The organism is Nocardia carnea (assembly GCF_029868325.1).
Classification (GTDB): Bacteria; Actinomycetota; Actinomycetes; order Mycobacteriales; family Mycobacteriaceae; genus Nocardia; species Nocardia carnea_C.
Genome location: NZ_JARWNW010000115.1, coordinates 1 through 16,410 on the forward strand (window position 1 = coordinate 1; position 16,410 = coordinate 16,410).

16 protein-coding genes are annotated in these 16,410 nt (G+C 67.9%); 3 read left to right on the forward strand and 13 right to left on the reverse strand.

Translation table 11 applies throughout. The features are described 5' to 3' along the window. The 6 genes from QH196_RS08235 to QH196_RS08260 all read right to left on the reverse strand — a co-directional run. Nucleotides 1–707 (reverse strand): IclR family transcriptional regulator (locus QH196_RS08235; protein ID WP_280415160.1); only part of this gene is annotated, 707 nt, incomplete at its 3' end. Nucleotides 708–725: 18 nt separating this feature from the next. After that, nucleotides 726–1,529, reverse strand: a complete 804-nt coding sequence (locus QH196_RS08240) for an ATP-binding cassette domain-containing protein (protein ID WP_280415161.1) — start codon at nt 1,527–1,529, stop codon at nt 726–728. Then, entirely contained in the window at nt 1,526–2,584 is a 1,059-nt protein-coding gene (locus tag QH196_RS08245; protein WP_280415162.1) for an ABC transporter ATP-binding protein, read from the reverse strand. The genes QH196_RS08240 and QH196_RS08245 overlap by 4 nt, the downstream gene beginning before the upstream one ends. Next, nucleotides 2,568–3,452 carry an ABC transporter permease gene (locus tag QH196_RS08250; RefSeq protein ID WP_280415163.1) on the reverse strand — a complete coding sequence of 295 codons (885 nt, stop codon included), beginning with the start codon at nt 3,450–3,452 and terminating at the stop codon, nt 2,568–2,570. Before QH196_RS08250 ends, QH196_RS08245 begins: the two co-directional genes overlap by 17 nt. After that, entirely contained in the window at nt 3,449–4,390 is a 942-nt protein-coding gene (locus tag QH196_RS08255) for an ABC transporter permease (RefSeq protein WP_280415164.1), read from the reverse strand. The genes QH196_RS08250 and QH196_RS08255 overlap by 4 nt, the downstream gene beginning before the upstream one ends. A 25-nt stretch (nt 4,391–4,415) precedes the next feature. Next, the gene (locus tag QH196_RS08260) at nt 4,416–5,990 is read right to left on the reverse strand and encodes an ABC transporter substrate-binding protein (RefSeq protein ID WP_280415165.1); all 1,575 of its coding nucleotides are present in this window, start codon (nt 5,988–5,990) and stop codon (nt 4,416–4,418) included. An 807-nt stretch (nt 5,991–6,797) separates the two neighbouring features. On the opposite strand from QH196_RS08260, the gene QH196_RS08265 reads away from it, so the two are divergent. Further along, complete coding sequence (locus tag QH196_RS08265) at nt 6,798–7,526, forward strand: TetR/AcrR family transcriptional regulator (protein WP_280415166.1); 729 nt, start codon at nt 6,798–6,800, stop codon at nt 7,524–7,526. Here QH196_RS08265 and QH196_RS08270 read toward each other — a convergent pair. The 6 genes from QH196_RS08270 to QH196_RS08295 all read right to left on the reverse strand — a co-directional run bounded on the left by QH196_RS08270 (nt 7,506) and on the right by QH196_RS08295 (nt 13,132). After that, nucleotides 7,506–8,210, reverse strand: coding sequence for a PaaI family thioesterase (locus tag QH196_RS08270; RefSeq protein WP_280415167.1), 705 nt, complete (start codon nt 8,208–8,210; stop codon nt 7,506–7,508). The genes QH196_RS08265 and QH196_RS08270 overlap by 21 nt on opposite strands. 132 nt (nt 8,211–8,342) lie before the next feature. Beyond that, nucleotides 8,343–9,521, reverse strand: coding sequence for a lipid-transfer protein (locus QH196_RS08275; protein WP_280415168.1), 1,179 nt, complete (start codon nt 9,519–9,521; stop codon nt 8,343–8,345). Further along, the gene (locus QH196_RS08280; protein WP_280415169.1) at nt 9,518–9,931 is read right to left on the reverse strand and encodes a MaoC family dehydratase; all 414 of its coding nucleotides are present in this window, start codon (nt 9,929–9,931) and stop codon (nt 9,518–9,520) included. Before QH196_RS08280 ends, QH196_RS08275 begins: the two co-directional genes overlap by 4 nt. Continuing rightward, on the reverse strand, nt 9,928–11,034 hold the full coding sequence (locus tag QH196_RS08285; protein ID WP_280415170.1) for an acyl-CoA dehydrogenase family protein: 1,107 nt from the start codon (nt 11,032–11,034) through the stop codon (nt 9,928–9,930). The genes QH196_RS08280 and QH196_RS08285 overlap by 4 nt, the downstream gene beginning before the upstream one ends. Beyond that, nucleotides 11,034–11,969, reverse strand: coding sequence for a bifunctional MaoC family dehydratase N-terminal/OB-fold nucleic acid binding domain-containing protein (locus tag QH196_RS08290; protein ID WP_280415171.1), 936 nt, complete (start codon nt 11,967–11,969; stop codon nt 11,034–11,036). Before QH196_RS08290 ends, QH196_RS08285 begins: the two co-directional genes overlap by 1 nt. Further along, on the reverse strand, nt 11,966–13,132 hold the full coding sequence (locus tag QH196_RS08295) for an acyl-CoA dehydrogenase family protein (protein WP_280415172.1): 1,167 nt from the start codon (nt 13,130–13,132) through the stop codon (nt 11,966–11,968). The genes QH196_RS08290 and QH196_RS08295 overlap by 4 nt, the downstream gene beginning before the upstream one ends. A gap of 139 nt (nt 13,133–13,271) precedes the next feature. On the opposite strand from QH196_RS08295, the gene QH196_RS08300 reads away from it, so the two are divergent. Both QH196_RS08300 and QH196_RS08305 read left to right on the forward strand, forming a co-directional pair. Beyond that, nucleotides 13,272–14,168 carry a TIGR03619 family F420-dependent LLM class oxidoreductase gene (locus QH196_RS08300; protein WP_280415173.1) on the forward strand — a complete coding sequence of 299 codons (897 nt, stop codon included), beginning with the start codon at nt 13,272–13,274 and terminating at the stop codon, nt 14,166–14,168. Between the two features lie 17 nt (nt 14,169–14,185). Continuing rightward, a complete protein-coding gene (locus QH196_RS08305) occupies nt 14,186–14,704 on the forward strand; it encodes a nuclear transport factor 2 family protein (protein WP_280415174.1) in 519 nt (172 codons plus the stop codon). Nucleotides 14,705–14,819: 115 nt separating this feature from the next. On the opposite strand, the gene QH196_RS08310 is transcribed toward QH196_RS08305, so the two are convergent. After that, nucleotides 14,820–16,400 (reverse strand): class I adenylate-forming enzyme family protein, encoded by a 1,581-nt coding sequence (locus QH196_RS08310; RefSeq protein ID WP_280415175.1) that lies wholly within the window; start codon nt 16,398–16,400, stop codon nt 14,820–14,822. Between the last annotated feature and the right edge of the window lie 10 nt (nt 16,401–16,410).

Sequence of the window (16,410 nt, forward strand, 5' to 3'; positions counted from 1 at the left end):
GGCCGCCCCGGGGGGGGCGCCCCCCCCCGGCGGGGGGCCCCGCCCCCCGGGGGGGGGGGGGGGGGGGCCCCCCCCCCCCCGGGGGGGGGGGGGGGGGGGGGGGGGGGGGGGGGGGGCCCCCCGGCCCTGGCCAGACCCGGGATGGCCTCGCCCCAGGCCACGGCGCGGCCGCGGCGCCGGACGAGGTTGAGTTCCCGGTGCAGTGCGGTGATCTCACCGATCGTGTGTTCTGTGCACCGGTGCAATTGCTGCCCGTACAGGCCGTCCACCCATTCGGGGGCGAGGAATGCCAGCATGGATTTTCCGCAGGCCGTCGCGTAGGCGGGTCCGCGGCCACCGATCCGTGACGGCAATGTGGAGGCATCCCGGCCACCCACTTTGTCGAGGTAGACGTTTTCGCCTCCTTCCAGCACGGCGAGGTGGACGACCATCCCGGTCTGCATGTGCAGGTCCTGCAGTACGGGGGCCGCCGCGGCGCGGATCGCGCTGTAGCCTTCGGAGATTCCGCCCATACGCAGCGCGCGGCGCCCGATGGTGTAGCCGAAGGGGGTGTGCTCGACCCAGTGGAGCCGGACCAGCTGTTTCAGGATCCGGTGCACGGTCGACCGCGGCAGTTGTGACCGGCGGCTGATCTCCTCCAGAGTGAGGCGGGAGGTGCGGTCGTCGAAGACATCGAGGATTACGGTGATCCGTTCGATCATTGCCATGATGTGTCCGCGGCCGGGTCAGCGCCGCGCGCTGCGCGGGACGGGTACGGGGATGGCTGCCAGTAGTTTCTGCGTGTATTCCTCCTGGGGGTTGTGGTAGATCTCCTCGACGGTGCCCGATTCGACGACTCTGCCGCCCGCCATGACCAGGACCCGGTCGGCGATCACTTCGATCAGTGCGAGGTCGTGGCAGACGAACAGGTAGGCCAATCCGAGTTCGTCCTGCAGGTCGCGCAGCAGGTTGAGTACTTGCGACCGGACGGAGACGTCGAGGGCGGCGACAGGTTCGTCGCAGACGATCATTTTGGGTTTCAGGGTGAGTGCGCGGGCGATGGCGACGCGCTGCAGTTGTCCGCCGGACAGTTCGGCCGGGTAGCGGGCGAGATAGCGGTCCCCGATGCCGACCTTGTCCAGCAGGGTTCGCACAGTGGCGGTGCGGGTTTTGCGGTCGAGATCGGTGTGGACGACCAGTGGTTCGGCGACCGCGTCGAGGATGCTCATCCGCGGGTCGAGTGAGCTGTGCGGGTCCTGGAAGATCATCTGCATACCGCGGCGCAGGGCGCGGAGCCGGCCGGGGGTGGCGGCGCGGACGTCCTGTCCGTCGAAGACGATGCGGCCGGTGTCGGGTTCGATCAGTCGCAGCACGATTCGGCCGACGGTCGATTTCCCGGCGCCGGATTCGCCGACCACGGCGAGGCATTCGCCGGTGCCGAGCTGGAAGGAGACGTTCTGGACGGCGTGGGTCCAGCCGGAGCGGCGGCCGAGGAAATCGCGGCCTGTCGGGAACGACTTCGAAATATCGGATACCTCGAGCAGGCTCATGGTTGCTGCACTCCTTGTAGTTCGAGCTCGGTGGTGCGCAGGCACCGCGCGGTGCTCCGGTCCCCGGTGGGGGTGGTCGCCGGGTGGGTGGTATCGCACAGTCCGGGCCGGGCATGTGAGCAGCGTTCCCGGAATCGGCAGCCGGACGGCCATTCGCCCGCGACCGGTACCCGGCCTTCGATGGCGGTGAGGCGCCGGTCGCGGTTGCGGCCCGGCTGCGGGATGGAGGCGAGCAGGCCGGCGGTGTACGGGTGGCGGGGTGTGTAGAACAGGTCTTCGGCGTCGGCTTCTTCGATCACTTCGCCCGCGTACATGACGACCACGCGCCGGCACAGTTCGGCGACCACGGCGAGGTCGTGGGTGATGAACAGCAGTCCGATACCGGTTTGTTCCTGCAGGTCCCGCAGGAGTTGGAGGATGGTTTCCTGCACTGTGACGTCGAGTGCGGTGGTGGGTTCGTCGGCGATGAGCAGCCGCGGGTTGCAGGCCATGACCATGGCGATCATGACGCGCTGGCACATACCGCCGCTGAAGGCGTGCGGATATTCGCGGACTCGTTCGGCGGCGCGCGGTACCTGGACCAGCTCGAGCATTTCCACTGCGCGGGCCATGGCGGCGCGGCGGTCGAGGCCGAGGTGTCTGCGGACGGATTCGGCGATCTGGTCGCCGACGGTGTAGGCGGGGTTGAGGCTGCGGATGGGCTGCTGGAAGATCATGCCCATTCCGGTGCCGCGCAGTGTGCGCCATTCGCGCGGCGGGAGCGCGGTGAGGTCGCGGCCTTCGAATTCCACGGAGCCGCCGCAGATGCGGCCGCCGGTGTGCTCGGTCAAGCCCATGACCGCCAGGGAGGAGACGGTTTTCCCGGAGCCGGATTCGCCGACGAGGGCCACGGATTCGCCGGCGCCGACGTCGAAGGAGGCGCCGTCGACGACGGTGTTCCAGTGGCCGCGGCCGGCGGGGAATTGCACGGTGAGGTCGCGTACTCGCAGCAGGGTGCCGGTGGCCGCGCCGGGGGCGGTGTCCGGCTGGTGGAGTCCGTTAGTTGCTACTGCCATTGCGGCTCCTCGTCAGGGCTCGGCGCACACCGTCACCGAGGTAGGTGAATGCGAGCACGGTCAGGAAGATCATCACGCCCGGTGGCCACACCAGGTGCGGGGCGAGTTGCATGTTCGAGGCGGCGGTGCTGAGCATCGATCCCCAGCTCGCGGCGGGGGCTTTCGCGCCGAGTCCCAGAAAGCTCAGGCTCGCTTCGGCGGCGACGGCGGTGCCGAGGGAGACGGAGATGACCAGGACGATCGGGGGCATCACATTCGGCAGGATGTGCCGGATGATGGTCCGGGCGGGCGTGCAACCCAATGCGACGGATGCCTCGATATAGGTGTCGCCGCGGACGTCCATGGTGGAGGCCCGGGCGACGCGGAAGAACCGGGGCGCCATCACCAGGCCGACCGCGAACATGGCGTTGGTGATTCCGGAGCCGAGGACGGCGACGATCGTGATCGCCAGTACCAGCGACGGCGCGCTCATGAGCGCTTCCATGAGCCGGGTGAGCAGGGTGTCGGTCCAGCCGCCGCGGTAGCCGGCGATCACGCCGAGGGGTAGTCCGAGGATCAGTGCCAGCGCCACCGCCTGCAAGGCGGCGGTCAGTGAGATGCGGGCACCGAAGATCAACCGGCTCAGTGCGTCGCGGCCGTAGTCGTCGGTGCCCAGCAGATGCTCGGCGCCGGGGGGCTGCAACCGGTTCAGCAGGTCCTGGGCGTACGGATCGTGGGGGGCGATCCAGGGCGCGAAGAGCGCGAGGAGTATCAGCAGGGCGACGAACAGCGCCGCGGTCGCGGTGACGGGGCGGCGGCGCAGGAAGCCGGATACTCTGCGGCCCACCCCGGGCCGGAGGCCGGCGTCGGCCGGTGTGGTCGCGGTCATGAACGTACCTTCGGGTTGAAGTAGCCGTAGGAGATATCGACGAGCAGGTTGACGAGGATGACGACGACCGTGGTGAACAGGACGAATCCGAGGAGTACCGGGACGTCGTGGTTCTGGACGCTGTTGACCGCCAGACTGCCCAGACCGGGCATGTTGTAGATGATTTCGATGGTGACCGCGCCGCCGAGTACTTCGGAGACCCGGAAACCGAGCACGGTCACCACGGGGATGCAGGCGTTCTTGAGCCCGTGTTTGCCGATCACGCTGGCCCGGGACAGTCCGCGGGCTTCGGCGTTGAGGATGTAGTCACTGCCGAGTACCTGGCCGAGCGCGGACCGCAGCTGCAGTGTCACCTCGGCGGCGGGCAGCAGTGCCAACGCGACGCCGGGCAGCACCAGATGCTGGAACCACGGCACGACGCCTTCCGATATCGGTACATAGCCGAACGCGGGAAATATCTGGTGCGTGACCGCGAACAGCAGGACCAGGACCAGTCCGAACCAGAAGGCGGGGATGGCGATCGCCACCGAGGCCAGGGCATTGATCCCGCGGTCGACCACGCCGCCGGGCCGCAGCGCGCCCAGGATGCCCAGGATCACGCCGATCGCCACGGCCAGCACGATCGCGAACAACACCAGCGACAGGGTTGTGGCCATCCGCCGCAGCAGCAGCTCGGCCACCGTCTGGTTCGACCACAGCGACATACCGAGGTCGCCGCGTATCGCCGACCCGACCCAGTCCAGGTATCGCACGAAGACGTTCTCGTCGAGGTTGAGGTTCTCGCGTAGTTCCCGCAACCGTTTCGGTGTCGCGTTCTCCCCCGCCAGTACGACCGCCGGATCGCCCGGAGCCAGATCCATCAACAGAAATATCAACAGCGGAACGATCAGCAGCAGCGGGATCGCCGCCAGTAACCGCTGCCCGGCATAACGCAGCACAGGATCTCCTAGTAATTCCGGCGGACTATTCGGTCATTGCCACATGGCGGATATCGAAGATTCCGAGATCCGCCCATGGGATGTCTTGTGCGCCGACGACCTGGCTGGTGAACAGCGTGGCGTTGGTCTGATTGCAGATCGGGACGAACATGGCTTCTTTCAGCGTGAGGTCCCACGCCCGGTGGTAGAGCGGGGCGCGCTGTTCCTCTGTCAGGGTGGGGTCTGCGGCCCGGGTCACCAGGTCCCGGATCTGCTGATTACCGTTGGCGAGGGCGTAGGCACCGAACAGGAAGGTGTTCACGGTTTCCGCGGGATCGACCTTGGCGTTGAAACTGTTGGCCACCATCGAGGGGAAATCGCCGGCGATATAGCGGGGTTCGTTCTGGGTGTTGGGCACCGGGTTCAGGTCGGCGTCGATACCGGCTTTCGACAGGGTCGATTGCAGGACGTTCGCGGTGTTCTCGGTGTTGGTGCCGGCGGCGAAGGTCAGCGAGATCTGCGCGCCGCCGGCGGCCTCCACCAGCGCCTTTGCCTTGTCCGGGTCGTAGGGATAAGGGTATTCGTAGTTTTCGTCCGCGGGCCAGCTGCCGGTCGGATACAGCTGCCGGTGGGGCGTGCATGTTCCGGAGAACAGGGCGCTGACGGCTTCGGGGTCGATGGCGGCGGCCACGGCCTGCCGGACCTCCGGTTTCGCGAGATCACCGTCGGGGCGCATATACAGGCCGAGCACATTGCGGAAGACGACCTCGTCGACGCCCACGGTCCGGTTACGCCCCAGTGTCTGGGCTTCCATCACTTCGTTGGCGGAACTGACCCAGCTCAGATCGGTCATCCCCGTTTTCATTCCGTTCAACCGGGTCCGGGCGTCGGGGATCCATTCGAATTCGATCCCGGCGAGCCGCCCGGCCTTCGGATCCCAGTTGGGGCCGCCGTCGGCGCGTACCAGTGACAGCGATTCCTCGGGAACGTACTCGGTGACCACATAGCCGCCGGAGCCGGCGAGGCCCGGATCGTTGCGGAGATCGGTGCCCGCGGCGATCGTTTTCGGGCTGACCATCATTCCGACATTGGTGCTGAACACTCCCGGCAGTTCCACCCCGGTGCCGGGCTTCAGATGCAGGCGGACGGTGTAGTCGTCGACTTCCTCGACCGAGGTGATGTTCTTCAGGGCGTCGGCGACCGTGCTGCCTTCCATGTTCTGGCCGCGATGGATATTCGCGGCCACGGCCGCGGCGTCGAAGGCCGCGCCGTCGTGGAAGGAGACATCGGTGCGGAGTTTCAACTCCAGATACGAGCCGTCCCGGGCGAACTGCCATGATTTCGCCAGACCGGGAACCAGTTTCCCGCCTTTGTCGACGGTGGTGAGCCGGTCGAAGATCACGGTCAGGTACCCCCAGCCGCCGTAGCTGGTCTGCAGGTAGGGGTCCAGGTTCCTCGTCGGGGAGCTGCTGGTGACCCGCAGGATGGCATCCGGGTCGATATCGCCGACCGGGCCGCCGAAGCCGCCGTCGATGGGGCCGCCCCCGCAACCGGCCACGACCAGCGTCGCCGCGGCCGCGGCCAGCAGATGCCGGGCACGGCGAAACCTTCTGCGGTTCATGGAGTTCCTTTCACGCACGATATGAGCAATGGGTCGGGCTGCCGGTGGGTGCGAACTGTGCGCACCTCGGAAACCGCCCGATCACGTGGGGGGTATGTCGTTATGCGACTGCCGGGGTGAGGTGTCCGGCCGGGGGCGGTGGGTTGCCGAACGTTTCGGGGCCGGCGCCGGCGCGGATACGTACGGATGTGCGGACCGAGTGCCCGTTCGCGCCGGTCGCCGGGTTCCGGCGGTGGCCGCCTGCGGCGGCGGTCCGGTGTGCTACCGGAGGTTGTTCACCGATGTGCCTGCGGACCGGGTTTCCGGGGATTGCGGCGCCGAAGGCCGCTCACGACGATTCCGGCTGCGGCCGGACGGGTTCGGGTCGGTCGTCGTTGTGTCGTTGTGTCGACGGGGAAGCCGGCGGAATCGCCGTATCGAATGAACCGAGACCCATGCTCTCTCCTTGCATGCTGCTTGGTTATCAGCGGTCACCACGGAACCAAGCACTGTTAGGGCGCTCCAAAGCAATCGCTTGCTTGGAACGTTAGATGGATCACAGCGGCCTGTCAACGGTTTGCCGGGATCTCCCTCACCGGAGGCGATGCATGCCGCACCGCAGGAGCCAACGGCGACAAGTCAACTCATGTTCTGTCATGGCGAATAGCTATCACTCAACCTAGGGGTGCTCGGCCGGGCTTCCCCGCAGGCGACGTTTCGCCAGGCCCGCACGTCTACGGACAGGCAGGACCCCGCGGTCGTGTAGCCTTCGAATCGAGCAAATGCTTGATCGGGAACCGGACAACACGGCACACGAGGAGACGCCAGGTGTCACCCACTCGGAAAGAGGCCATCCTGTTCCACGCCGCGAAACTGTTCAGCGAACGCGGTGTCGCCCGCACCACCGTGCGCGATATCGCCGACGAAGTCGGAATCCTTTCGGGCAGCCTCTACCACCACTTCGCCTCCAAACACGCGATCGTCTTCGAAATCGTCACCACCTTCATCGACGATCTCAACGACCGTTACGAATCCGCGCTCGTCCCCGGCGAAACCGCGCGCGAACGGCTCGACCGGATGATCGCGGTCTCCTTCGAATCGGCCACCGACCACCCCTACGCGACGGAGATCTACCAGAACGAGAGCACACTCTCGTCCCAGCCCGCCGACAGCCACATCGCCACCGCCGTACGCCGCGCCAACCAGTACTGGGCCGATGCGATCGCCCGCGGCATCGAGACCGGGGAATTCCGGACCGATGTGGACCCGCACCATTTCCACCGGATGCTGCGCGAATCGGTCTGGTTCACCGTCCGAGTCCACCGGGAGTCCCTGGCGAGGACCGCCGACCGGCTCCGTCACGATCTGATCGCGGTCTTCCTCGACGGTTTCGCCACCGGGAGTGCGGCCCCGGGGCCGGCCGTACCCACCCGTGAGGTTGTGTCCGTTCACCCCGCGACCGAAAAGCCCGGCGGCGAGCCCGCACTCATCGATCTGCAGCGAAATATCCGCGAACTCGAGGAAGCCGTCCGGGAGCTACGCCTGCAGCGAGGCTGACGAGCTGCCGGACACCGGCGCTCCGGCCGCACGGGGCCGCGGAACCGTTTTATCGATGAACAGGCCCTCGGCGGAGACACACAGCTCACCATCCGCAGTGTGGATCGCACCGACGGAATTGATCTTGCTGCCGTTCTGCGACACCAGCCGGCCGCTCACGGTGAGCGGCACGAACAACGGTGTCGGGCGGTGGTACCGCACATTCAATTGCGCGGTGGGACCGTTGCAGCCCGCCCACGTGTTGGCGACCCCGAGTGTGTGATCGAGCAGCTGAGCCGACACTCCCCCGTGCACATGCCCCGGCGGGCCCTGATACGGGATGGTCAGGGTGACCACACCGTCGACCGATCCGTCGGCGCGGCCGGTGAGCACCAGGGGCGGTGCGATCGCGTTCTCCGGGCCGGTCACCGGGTCATGACGTGTGACACCCTCACCGTGCCACATGTCCACCAGTCGTTCGGCCACTTCCGGAGCGTGCTGCTCGAGATGATCGGCGATACTGTCCAGCTCCTCGGCCACCCGATCGAGATTCGCGTTCCCGCGGTCGGTGCGCAGCAATGCGTCGATCACCCGCCGCGCCGCCGCCGTCGCACGATCGACCGGTGTGTCCCGGGGCGCCGAGGTCAGCACAGTGCCGTCGGCCGCGGTGCGGACGGTGGGGCGGGCGGGTGGGTCGTAACTCATCGGGTCTCCCGTGGGGTGAATGAGCGGGTGGGTGCTTACTGTGCCTACGCCGTTCGCCCTGCGCCGTCACGGCGTCTCTCGGCGAGTGGGAACGCAGCCGGCGGAGGCCGGGCCGCGACGGGCTTGCGCCCCTCATGCGACACCGAGCACCAGCCCACTCGTCGGCACCGCGGTTCCCGCGGTGACCAGTACGTTCTCCACACCGTTGGGCTGGTTCGCCGACGTACCGCGCAGCAGTCGCACGGCCTCCGCGATCCCGTTGACGCCGTGCAGGTAGGCCTCCCCGACCTGACCGCCGTGGGTGTTGGTGGGCAGGCGGCCCCCGAGTTCGAGGTTGCCGTCGGCGATGAAATCCTTCGCCTCCCCGGGCGCACAGAAACCGAGTTCTTCGAGCTGCGGGAGCACCAGCGGCGTGAAGTGGTCGTAGAGGATCGCGGCGTCGATATCGGCGGGTTGCAAACCGCTCTGGCCGTAGAGTTGCCGGCCGACCAGACCCATTTCGGGGATGCGGGTGATATCGGGCCGGTAGTAGCTCGTCATCATGTGCTGGTCCTTACCGCTGCCCTGCGCGGCGCCCTTGATCAGCGCCGGTGTGTGGGTCAGGGTGCGGGCACGTTCGGCGGAGACGACGACGAGGGCTTGACCGCCGTCGGTTTCCTGGCAGCAGTCCAGCAGATGCAGCGGTTCGGCGATCCAACGGGAATTCTGGTGATCGGCGAGCGTGATCGGGCGCCGGTAGAACCACGCGGCCGGGTTGTTCGCGGCGAAGGCGCGGGCGGCCACGGCGACCCGGCCGAAATCTTCGCTGGTGGCGCCGTACTGATGCATATACCGCCGGGCGAACATCGCCACCCATTGGGCGGGAGTGGACAGTCCCTGCGGGGTCAGCCAGGCGTAGGCCGCACGGTCGGCGGTGCTGTCCATCGGCCGGTCGTGCTGGCCGAGACCATAACGGACGCCGGACCGTTCGTTGAAGGCCCGATAGCAGACGACGACCTCGGCGACCCCGGTGGCCACGGCCATCGCCGCCTGCTGCACCGTGGCGCAGGCGGCGCCGCCGCCGTAGCCGACGCGGGAGAAGAATTTCAGCTCCCCGAGCCCGCAGTTGCGGGCGACGAGCACCTCACCGTTCGTTTCGGCGGTGTAGGTGGCGAGGCCGTCCACTTCGGAGGGATCGATACCGGCGTCGGCGAGCGCCGCGACGATCGCCTCGCAGGCCAGTTGCAGTTCGCTGCGGCCGGAGTTCTTGGAGAACTCGGTCGCGCCGATACCGGCGACGGCGGCCGCGCCGGACAGTGCGCCCACGGTCATCGGGCGTCTCCTTCCACGAAGGTGACGGTGACGAGGCCGCGCACATGATCGCCCAGGCTGTTGGCGCCCCGGACCTGCACCGACACCACACCGTCGGCGATATCGGTCACCTCGCCGGTCAGTGTCATCGTGTCGCCGGGATAGTTGGGTGCGCCGAGCCGGATGGCGACCTTACGCAGCGAAGCCCGCGGCCCCGCCCAATCGGTGACATAGCGGCCCACCAGCCCGTTGGTGGTGAGGATATTCATGAAAACATCCTTGGAGCCGCGTTCCACCGCCAGATCCGGGTCGTGGTGCACGTCCTGGTAGTCGCGGCTCGCGATGGCCGTCGACACGATCAGGGTGCGGGTGAGCGGGATGGCGAGTTCCGGGAGAACCTCGCCCACCGTGATATCGGCCGCCGCTCTCATACCGCCACCTCCGGGCGGGCGAGCAGATCGCCGAGGCGGGCAAGATCTGCACTCGCCGACCCGAGGGTCGCGGCGATCTGCTTACCCCACAGCAGGTACCGGTGCACGGGGTAGTCGATATCCACCCCGATACCGCCGTGCACATGCTGGACGCGATGCACCACGCGTTGCCCGCCGTCGGTGGCCCACCATTTGGCCACCAGCACCGCGATACCGGGGTCGTCGCCGTTGCCGAGCAGCCATGCCGCCTGCCACAGCGTGACCTGCATCGCCTCGAGGTCGATATAGCAGTCGGCCAGTTGATGACCAACGGCCTGGAAGGTCGACAGTGGGCGCCCGAACTGGTGGCGCTCGTTGAGGTAGGTCACCGCCTGCGCTGTCGCGGCGGCCCCCACCCCGGCCTGCAGTGCTGCCAGCGCCACCTCGGCCCGGGAGATCAGCCACTGCACGGAATCCCCCTCGGCGAGGTATTCGGCGGGGGCGTTGTCGAAGGTCAGGTTCGCCGCGAGCGCGCGGGTGGTGGTTTCGTTGGTCTCGGCCCGGACGCCCGCGCCGGCGGGATCGACCAGGAACAGTCCGGTACCGGTCGCTGTCGCGGCGGAAACGACGACCCGGCTGGCGATATGCGCCGCCGGGACCACCGCTTTCGCGCCGGTCAGAACCCATGTTCCGGCCGCGGCTCGGTGCGCCGACGTCTCGGGTGCCGCCGGGTCGGCGGGACCGAACTCCTCGAGCCCGACGGTGAGGAACAGCTCCCCCGCCGCCGCGGGAGCCACATAGCTGCGCTGCTGCTCGGAGGTGCCGAATTCGGCGACGGCGGCCGCGGCGAGCGCGGTCTCCCACAGCGGTACCGGGGCGACGCTGCGGCCCTGCTGTTCGAGCAGCACACAGAGTTCGGTGAAACCGAGCCCGCCGCCGCCTGATTCGGTGGGTAGCGCGATGCCCACCAGGCCGGCGCGGGCGAGCTCGCGCCACAGGTCCCGGTCGACCCGTTCGTCAGAGGCTTCGACGGCCTGGACGCGTTCCGGGCCCGACTTGCCGGTGAAAATATCGGCGGCCAGGTCGCGGATCGCGGTCTGCTCTTCGGTGAAGGCGAAATCCATCAGTTCTCCTCGCGTGTGACCGGACGGAACGCGGGCAGCGTCAGCTCCGGGTCGGCGTCGATCCAGTCCAGTTCCACCGGCATATCGACCCGTACCTCGCCGGGTTCGGCACCGATCATGTTCGCGACCAGCCGGGTCCCCTCCTCGAGTTCGATGACCGCGACGATCAGCGGATAGTCGAAGGCGTCGAGCCGCGGATGGTGGTTGACGACGAAGCTGTAGACGACGCCGCGGCCGCAGGCGTCGACGGTGTCCCAGTCCAGTGATCGGCAGTGCCCGCACATCGGTCCCGTCGGGTGCCGCAGTGTCCCGCAGGAAACGCAGCGCTGGATGACCAGGCGATGCTCCTTGGCGGCGGCGAACCAGAAGGCATTGTCCTGATTGATCGCCGGGCGCGGCCGCAGCTCGCGCGGGGTTTCTTTCGCCGCGGGCCGGAACCGCAGGGTGCGCCACCGCTGGGTGGCGACGACCACGCCGTCGTCGTCCCGGTACGTTTTGACGGTTGTCACGAAATGTCCGGACCCGAGCGCGGTGTTCTTCTCCGGGGAGATCGATTCGATCACCTCGGTGACATTGATCCGGGTGCCGGGACGCAGTTCGGCGAAATACTCCTGTTCGGAATCGGTGGCGACCACCGAGGTGAACCCGGCATCGGCCAGGGTGTCCAGTAGCTGGGTGGCGACCTCGGAGGCAGTGTTGCCGGCGGCGGTTGCCGCGTAACCCCGCATCGTCCACGCCTGCACCATCGTGGGTGGTGCGATGAGGCCGTCGCGGCCGGTGGCGCGGGCGGCATCGTCGTCGAGGTAGATCGGGTTGGTATCGCCCATGGCTTCCACCCAGTGGCGGATCATGGCGGTGTTCACCGGGTCCGGCGCCCACGTGGTGGGTTGCAGTTCACGGCCGACCAAGGTGTTCAGGGTGTCGAGTAGGTTCATCGGCCGCGGCCCGCCTTGACGGTCCCCAATCCCAGGGTGGCGACCATATCGCGCAGCACCTCGTTGACTCCGCCGCCGAAGGTGTTGACCACCCCCTGCCGGGAGATCTGCTCGATCTGCCCGGCCAGGATCGCGCCCGGGCTTCCGGGGCGGATCCGGCCGGCGGCCCCGAGAATGCCGAGCAGTGTGCGGTACACGTCGATATGGGTTTCGGTGCCGAACACCTTCGTGGCGCCCGCGTCCGCGCCGGAAAGGGTATCGGCCGCGACGGCGGCGGTCATCTTCCAGTTCATCAACCGCATCGCCGCCAGTTTCGCGTGGGTGCGCGCGAATTCCTGCCGCACCCACGGTATGTCGATCGCACCCGTCTCGCGGGCCCAGTCCAGGACCTGATGCCACAGGCCCTCGGTGCGCCCGCCCAGCGCGGCCAGCCCGATACGTTCGTGGTTGAGCTGCGCGGTGATCAGCCGCCATCCGCCGTGCGGCTCACCCACCACGGCATCCGCACCGACACGGATACCGGAGTAGTAGGTCGAGGTGACCGTCAGACCGCCGACGGTATGGATCGGCGACCAGGAGAAACCCGGAGCATCCGTCGGCACGATGAGAATCGAGATGCCCCGGTGTTTCGGGGCGTCCGGATCGGTGCGGCAGGCCAGCCAGACGTAGTCGGCGGTATTCGCGCCGGAGGTGAAGATCTTGTTGCCGTCCACCACCCAGTCGTCACCGTCACGCACCGCACGGGTTTCCAGCGACGCCAGATCGGTGCCGGCGCCGGGTTCGGTGTAGCCGATGGCGAAAACGATATCGCCGGCCAGGATCCCGGGCAGGAACTTCGCCTTCTGCTCATCGGTGCCGTATTTCATCAGGGTCGGGCCCACCGTGTTGACGGTGACGAACGGGAACGGCAGCCCCGCACGCTGGACCTCGTCGAAGAAGACGAACTGCTCCTCGATGGAACGGCCCTGACCGCCGTACTCCACCGGCCAGCCGATCCCCAGCCAGCCGTCCGCGCCGAGCATTGTGACGATTTCGCGGAACCGGTCGCCGCCCACACCCTGTTCACCGGCGGCGCGGCGCTCGTCCGCGGGCAGCAGCTTCGCGAAATAGGTCCGCAATTCCCGCCTGAGTTCCTGGTGCTCGGGTGACTCCCGCAAATCCATCGTGGTTTCTCCTATGCCGTGCACGGCTGTCGCGACGTCGGTCCGGACGCTAATCCGCGAACCGGTTGCGGGCCTGCCGAGGTCTCACCCAACGGAAAGACCGATTCCCTCCATGGCCCGGGCGGACTGAGATGAGGCCATGGATATCGGGCTCAACCTTCTCGGCGCCGAGGCACTGTTCGGTGGTGATATCAGTGCTGTCCCCGAGCTGGCGGCAGAGGCGGATCGACGCGGAATCGACCTGATCTCCACCGGTGACCACCTCGGTTTCGCCGCGGACGCCCACGCCCAGCGCGTGCGGGACAACAACTTCCCGTTCCCGCTCGACCACCCGTGGTACGAGCCGATCTCCCTGCTGTCGGCTGTCGCCGCCGTCACCGAGCGGGCCCAGCTGGGGGTGTCAGTGCTGATCGCCACGGTCCGGCCCGCCGTCCTGCTGGCCAAACAGATCGCGACCCTCGACCGCCTCTCCCGCGGACGGGTCACCATGGGGTTCGGGGTGGGCTGGCAGGAAGCCGAATACACCGCCACCGGGATGCCGTTCGACGCCCGGTTCGGCCGGATGGAAGACGCCGTGCGGGCGTGCCGGGAACTGTGGACCCGGGCGCCGGCACAGTTCACGGGGCGCGGTTACGCCTTCGAGAACTTCCACAGCCTGCCGTTCCCCGTGCAGGACCGGGTGCCGATCCTGTTCGGGCTCGGCCCGAGCCCCCGAAACTTCGACCGAATCGCGCGCGTCGCCGACGGCTGGTCGGTCAACCCCACCGATCTGCCCCGGTTCACCGACAGCGTCGCGCTGCTGCGGGACAGGTTCGCCGCGCACGGCCGCGATCCCGGCACCCTCCGTATCCAGGTATCCCTCACGCCGGTGCGGCGTCCGGACGGCAGCGCCGATCTGGACGCCACCGCGCGGGCGGTACAGCAGTTCCGCCGCAACGGGGCCACCGCCGTCGTCTTCCGCCCGACCGTATTCGGCCGGGACGCCGATCGGCTGCCCGAACTGCTCGACTGGATGGTCGGGCTCGGGCACGACTGAGGAGAAGGAGCACCCCGGTGACCGACGCATTACAGGAACTACTGCACAAACAGGCCATCTACGAGGTGGTGCTGCGCTACTGCCGCGGTATCGACCGCCTCGACTTCGATCTCGTCCGTAACGCCTACCACCCCGACGGAATCGACCACCACACCGGATTCGACGGCACCGTGGACGAATTCATCGAATGGGTGCGCCCGAAACTGCGCACGCTCGGCGGCACCATGCATCACATCGGCAACCACCTCGTGGAACTGCACGGCGACCGCGCGATCAGCGAGTCGTATTCCACGGCGGCCCACTGGGGCGCGCCCGGCCGGGACGATTTCACCAGCGGCTGCCGCTATGTGGACCTGATGGAGCTGCGCGACGGTAGATGGGCCATCGCCGAGCGGTGGGCGGTCCGCGAATGGACCCGCTCCGACGCGGGCAGGCTCACCGCCCCCGAAGGGCACGGACCCCGCGGCCGCCGCGACACATCGGATCCGCTGAACCAGCTGCGCGCACGGATCGGCGGAGGTCCTGCGCCGACCTGAGTACGGCGTCGACCCCAGTGCGGGCAACCCCAGTGCGGGCGGCGCGAAGCAGCTGCCCGCACTCAGGTCGTGTGCGCGATAGACCGATTCGCCGGCTCGAGCGCGCCGTTTTCGTTCAGTCGCCCCCACCCGCGTACGCCTGGATCACGTCGAGTCGTTTGACCTTGCCGGTGGCGTTGCGGGGCAGCGGTTCGGTCGTGATCTCCCACCGCGTGGGCACTTTGTAGCGTGCGATCCGTTCGGTGACGAACGCGCTCAGTTCCGTCGCACCCACCTCGTCCGCCGCCGTGGTGACCACCACCGCGCACACCTCCTGACCGAGGTCCGCGTGCGCGACGCCGAGCACCGCGCATTCCCGTACCGCGGGGTGCTCGCTCAACGCGTTCTCGACCTCGATCGGGTACACGTTCTCCCCGCCGCGCAGGATGAGATCGGATCGGCGGCTGCTCACCCACAGGTAGCCGTTGTTCATCGTGCCCAGATCGCCGGTATGCATCCAGCCGTCCGCGGCGATCGTGGCGGCGGTGGCCTCCGGATTGTTCCAGTAGCCGAGCATCACCAGCGGGCCGTGCAGGCAGATTTCGCCTTCGGTGCCGTCGGGCACCGGCGCACCGTGTTCGTCGCGGATCTGCACACTCATCGTCGGCACCGGGGTGCCGACGGTTTCGGGGCGGGCCTGCAGGTCGGCGGCGGTCGCGAAGGTTGCCGCCGTGGAGGATTCGGTGAGCCCGTAACTGGTTCCCAGCGACCTCGCCGCGACCGGGAGTACCGTCCGTAGCCGTTCCTTGAACGACGCGGAGGAGGGCGCGCTGTTCACCGAGATCATCCGCAGCGACGAGAGGTCGTATCCCGACAGGTCGCCGTGTTCCAGGAGCCGGTGCAGCATGGTCGGTACCGCACCCCAGTTCGTGACGCGTTCGGTGTCGATGAGCCGCAGCACCCGGTCGATATCGAAGCGGCCGGTGTGGATCACCGCGGTATCGCCGAACGCGAGCCGTGGGACGGCGAGATTGTGCAGCGCCGCGATATGGAACAGCGGGGTGGCGAGCAGGAACCGCCGTGCGCCCGGGGCGCTGCCCATTTCGGTGGCGACGGCATCGTTCAGCCGGTAGAAGTCGACCGCGGCGATCATGTTCCGATGTGAATGCACAGCGCCCTTGGGGCGTCCGGTGGTGCCGCTGGTGTAGAGGATGACCGCCGGATCGTCCTCGTCGATCTCGGTTTCGGGTAGCGGCGTCCCCGGTGCGGCCGTGGCCAGCCGCGGAATATCCGCCTCGATCGACAGCACGGGTGCCTCGACCTCGCCCAGCAGGGCCCGGCGCGCTTCGTCGGCGACAATGAGGTCCGGGGTGGAATGCTCGATCCCGTAGGCGATTTCGCGCGCGGACCACATCGAGTTCATTCCGACGGTGATGGCGCCGAGCGAGGTCGCCGCCCAGAACGTGAGAATCCATTCGGCGCAGTTGGCGGCGAGGATCGCCACCCGGTCGCCCTTACCTACCCCATAGGTGGTGCGCAGCGCGTCGCTCAGCGATGCCACGCGGTCCAGATGCTCGGCGAAGCTCCACCGGGTTTCGCCGCTGACGAGGTATTCGCTGTCACCGTAGCGGGCCGATTCGATCAGCAGCTCCGGCAGGGCGCGCCTGCGGTTGCGGAACACCGGCATCGGGATTCCCCGGACCGGCTCCTGGCTGATTTCGAGCTCG

Coding starts and splice junctions, on each gene's coding strand:
- QH196_RS08280 (WP_280415169.1), bottom strand. CDS start 9,931: ATGAGAGCGGCGGCCGATATCACGGTGGGCGAGGTTCTCCCGGAACTC.
- QH196_RS08260 (WP_280415165.1), bottom strand. CDS start 5,990: ATGAACCGCAGAAGGTTTCGCCGTGCCCGGCATCTGCTGGCCGCGGCC.
- QH196_RS08295 (WP_280415172.1), bottom strand. CDS start 13,132: ATGGATTTGCGGGAGTCACCCGAGCACCAGGAACTCAGGCGGGAATTG.
- QH196_RS08285 (WP_280415170.1), bottom strand. CDS start 11,034: ATGGATTTCGCCTTCACCGAAGAGCAGACCGCGATCCGCGACCTGGCC.
- QH196_RS08270 (WP_280415167.1), bottom strand. CDS start 8,210: ATGAGTTACGACCCACCCGCCCGCCCCACCGTCCGCACCGCGGCCGAC.
- QH196_RS08245 (WP_280415162.1), bottom strand. CDS start 2,584: ATGGCAGTAGCAACTAACGGACTCCACCAGCCGGACACCGCCCCCGGC.
- QH196_RS08300 (WP_280415173.1), top strand. CDS start 13,272: ATGGATATCGGGCTCAACCTTCTCGGCGCCGAGGCACTGTTCGGTGGT.
- QH196_RS08250 (WP_280415163.1), bottom strand. CDS start 3,452: ATGACCGCGACCACACCGGCCGACGCCGGCCTCCGGCCCGGGGTGGGC.
- QH196_RS08240 (WP_280415161.1), bottom strand. CDS start 1,529: ATGAGCCTGCTCGAGGTATCCGATATTTCGAAGTCGTTCCCGACAGGC.
- QH196_RS08275 (WP_280415168.1), bottom strand. CDS start 9,521: ATGACCGTGGGCGCACTGTCCGGCGCGGCCGCCGTCGCCGGTATCGGC.
- QH196_RS08290 (WP_280415171.1), bottom strand. CDS start 11,969: ATGAACCTACTCGACACCCTGAACACCTTGGTCGGCCGTGAACTGCAA.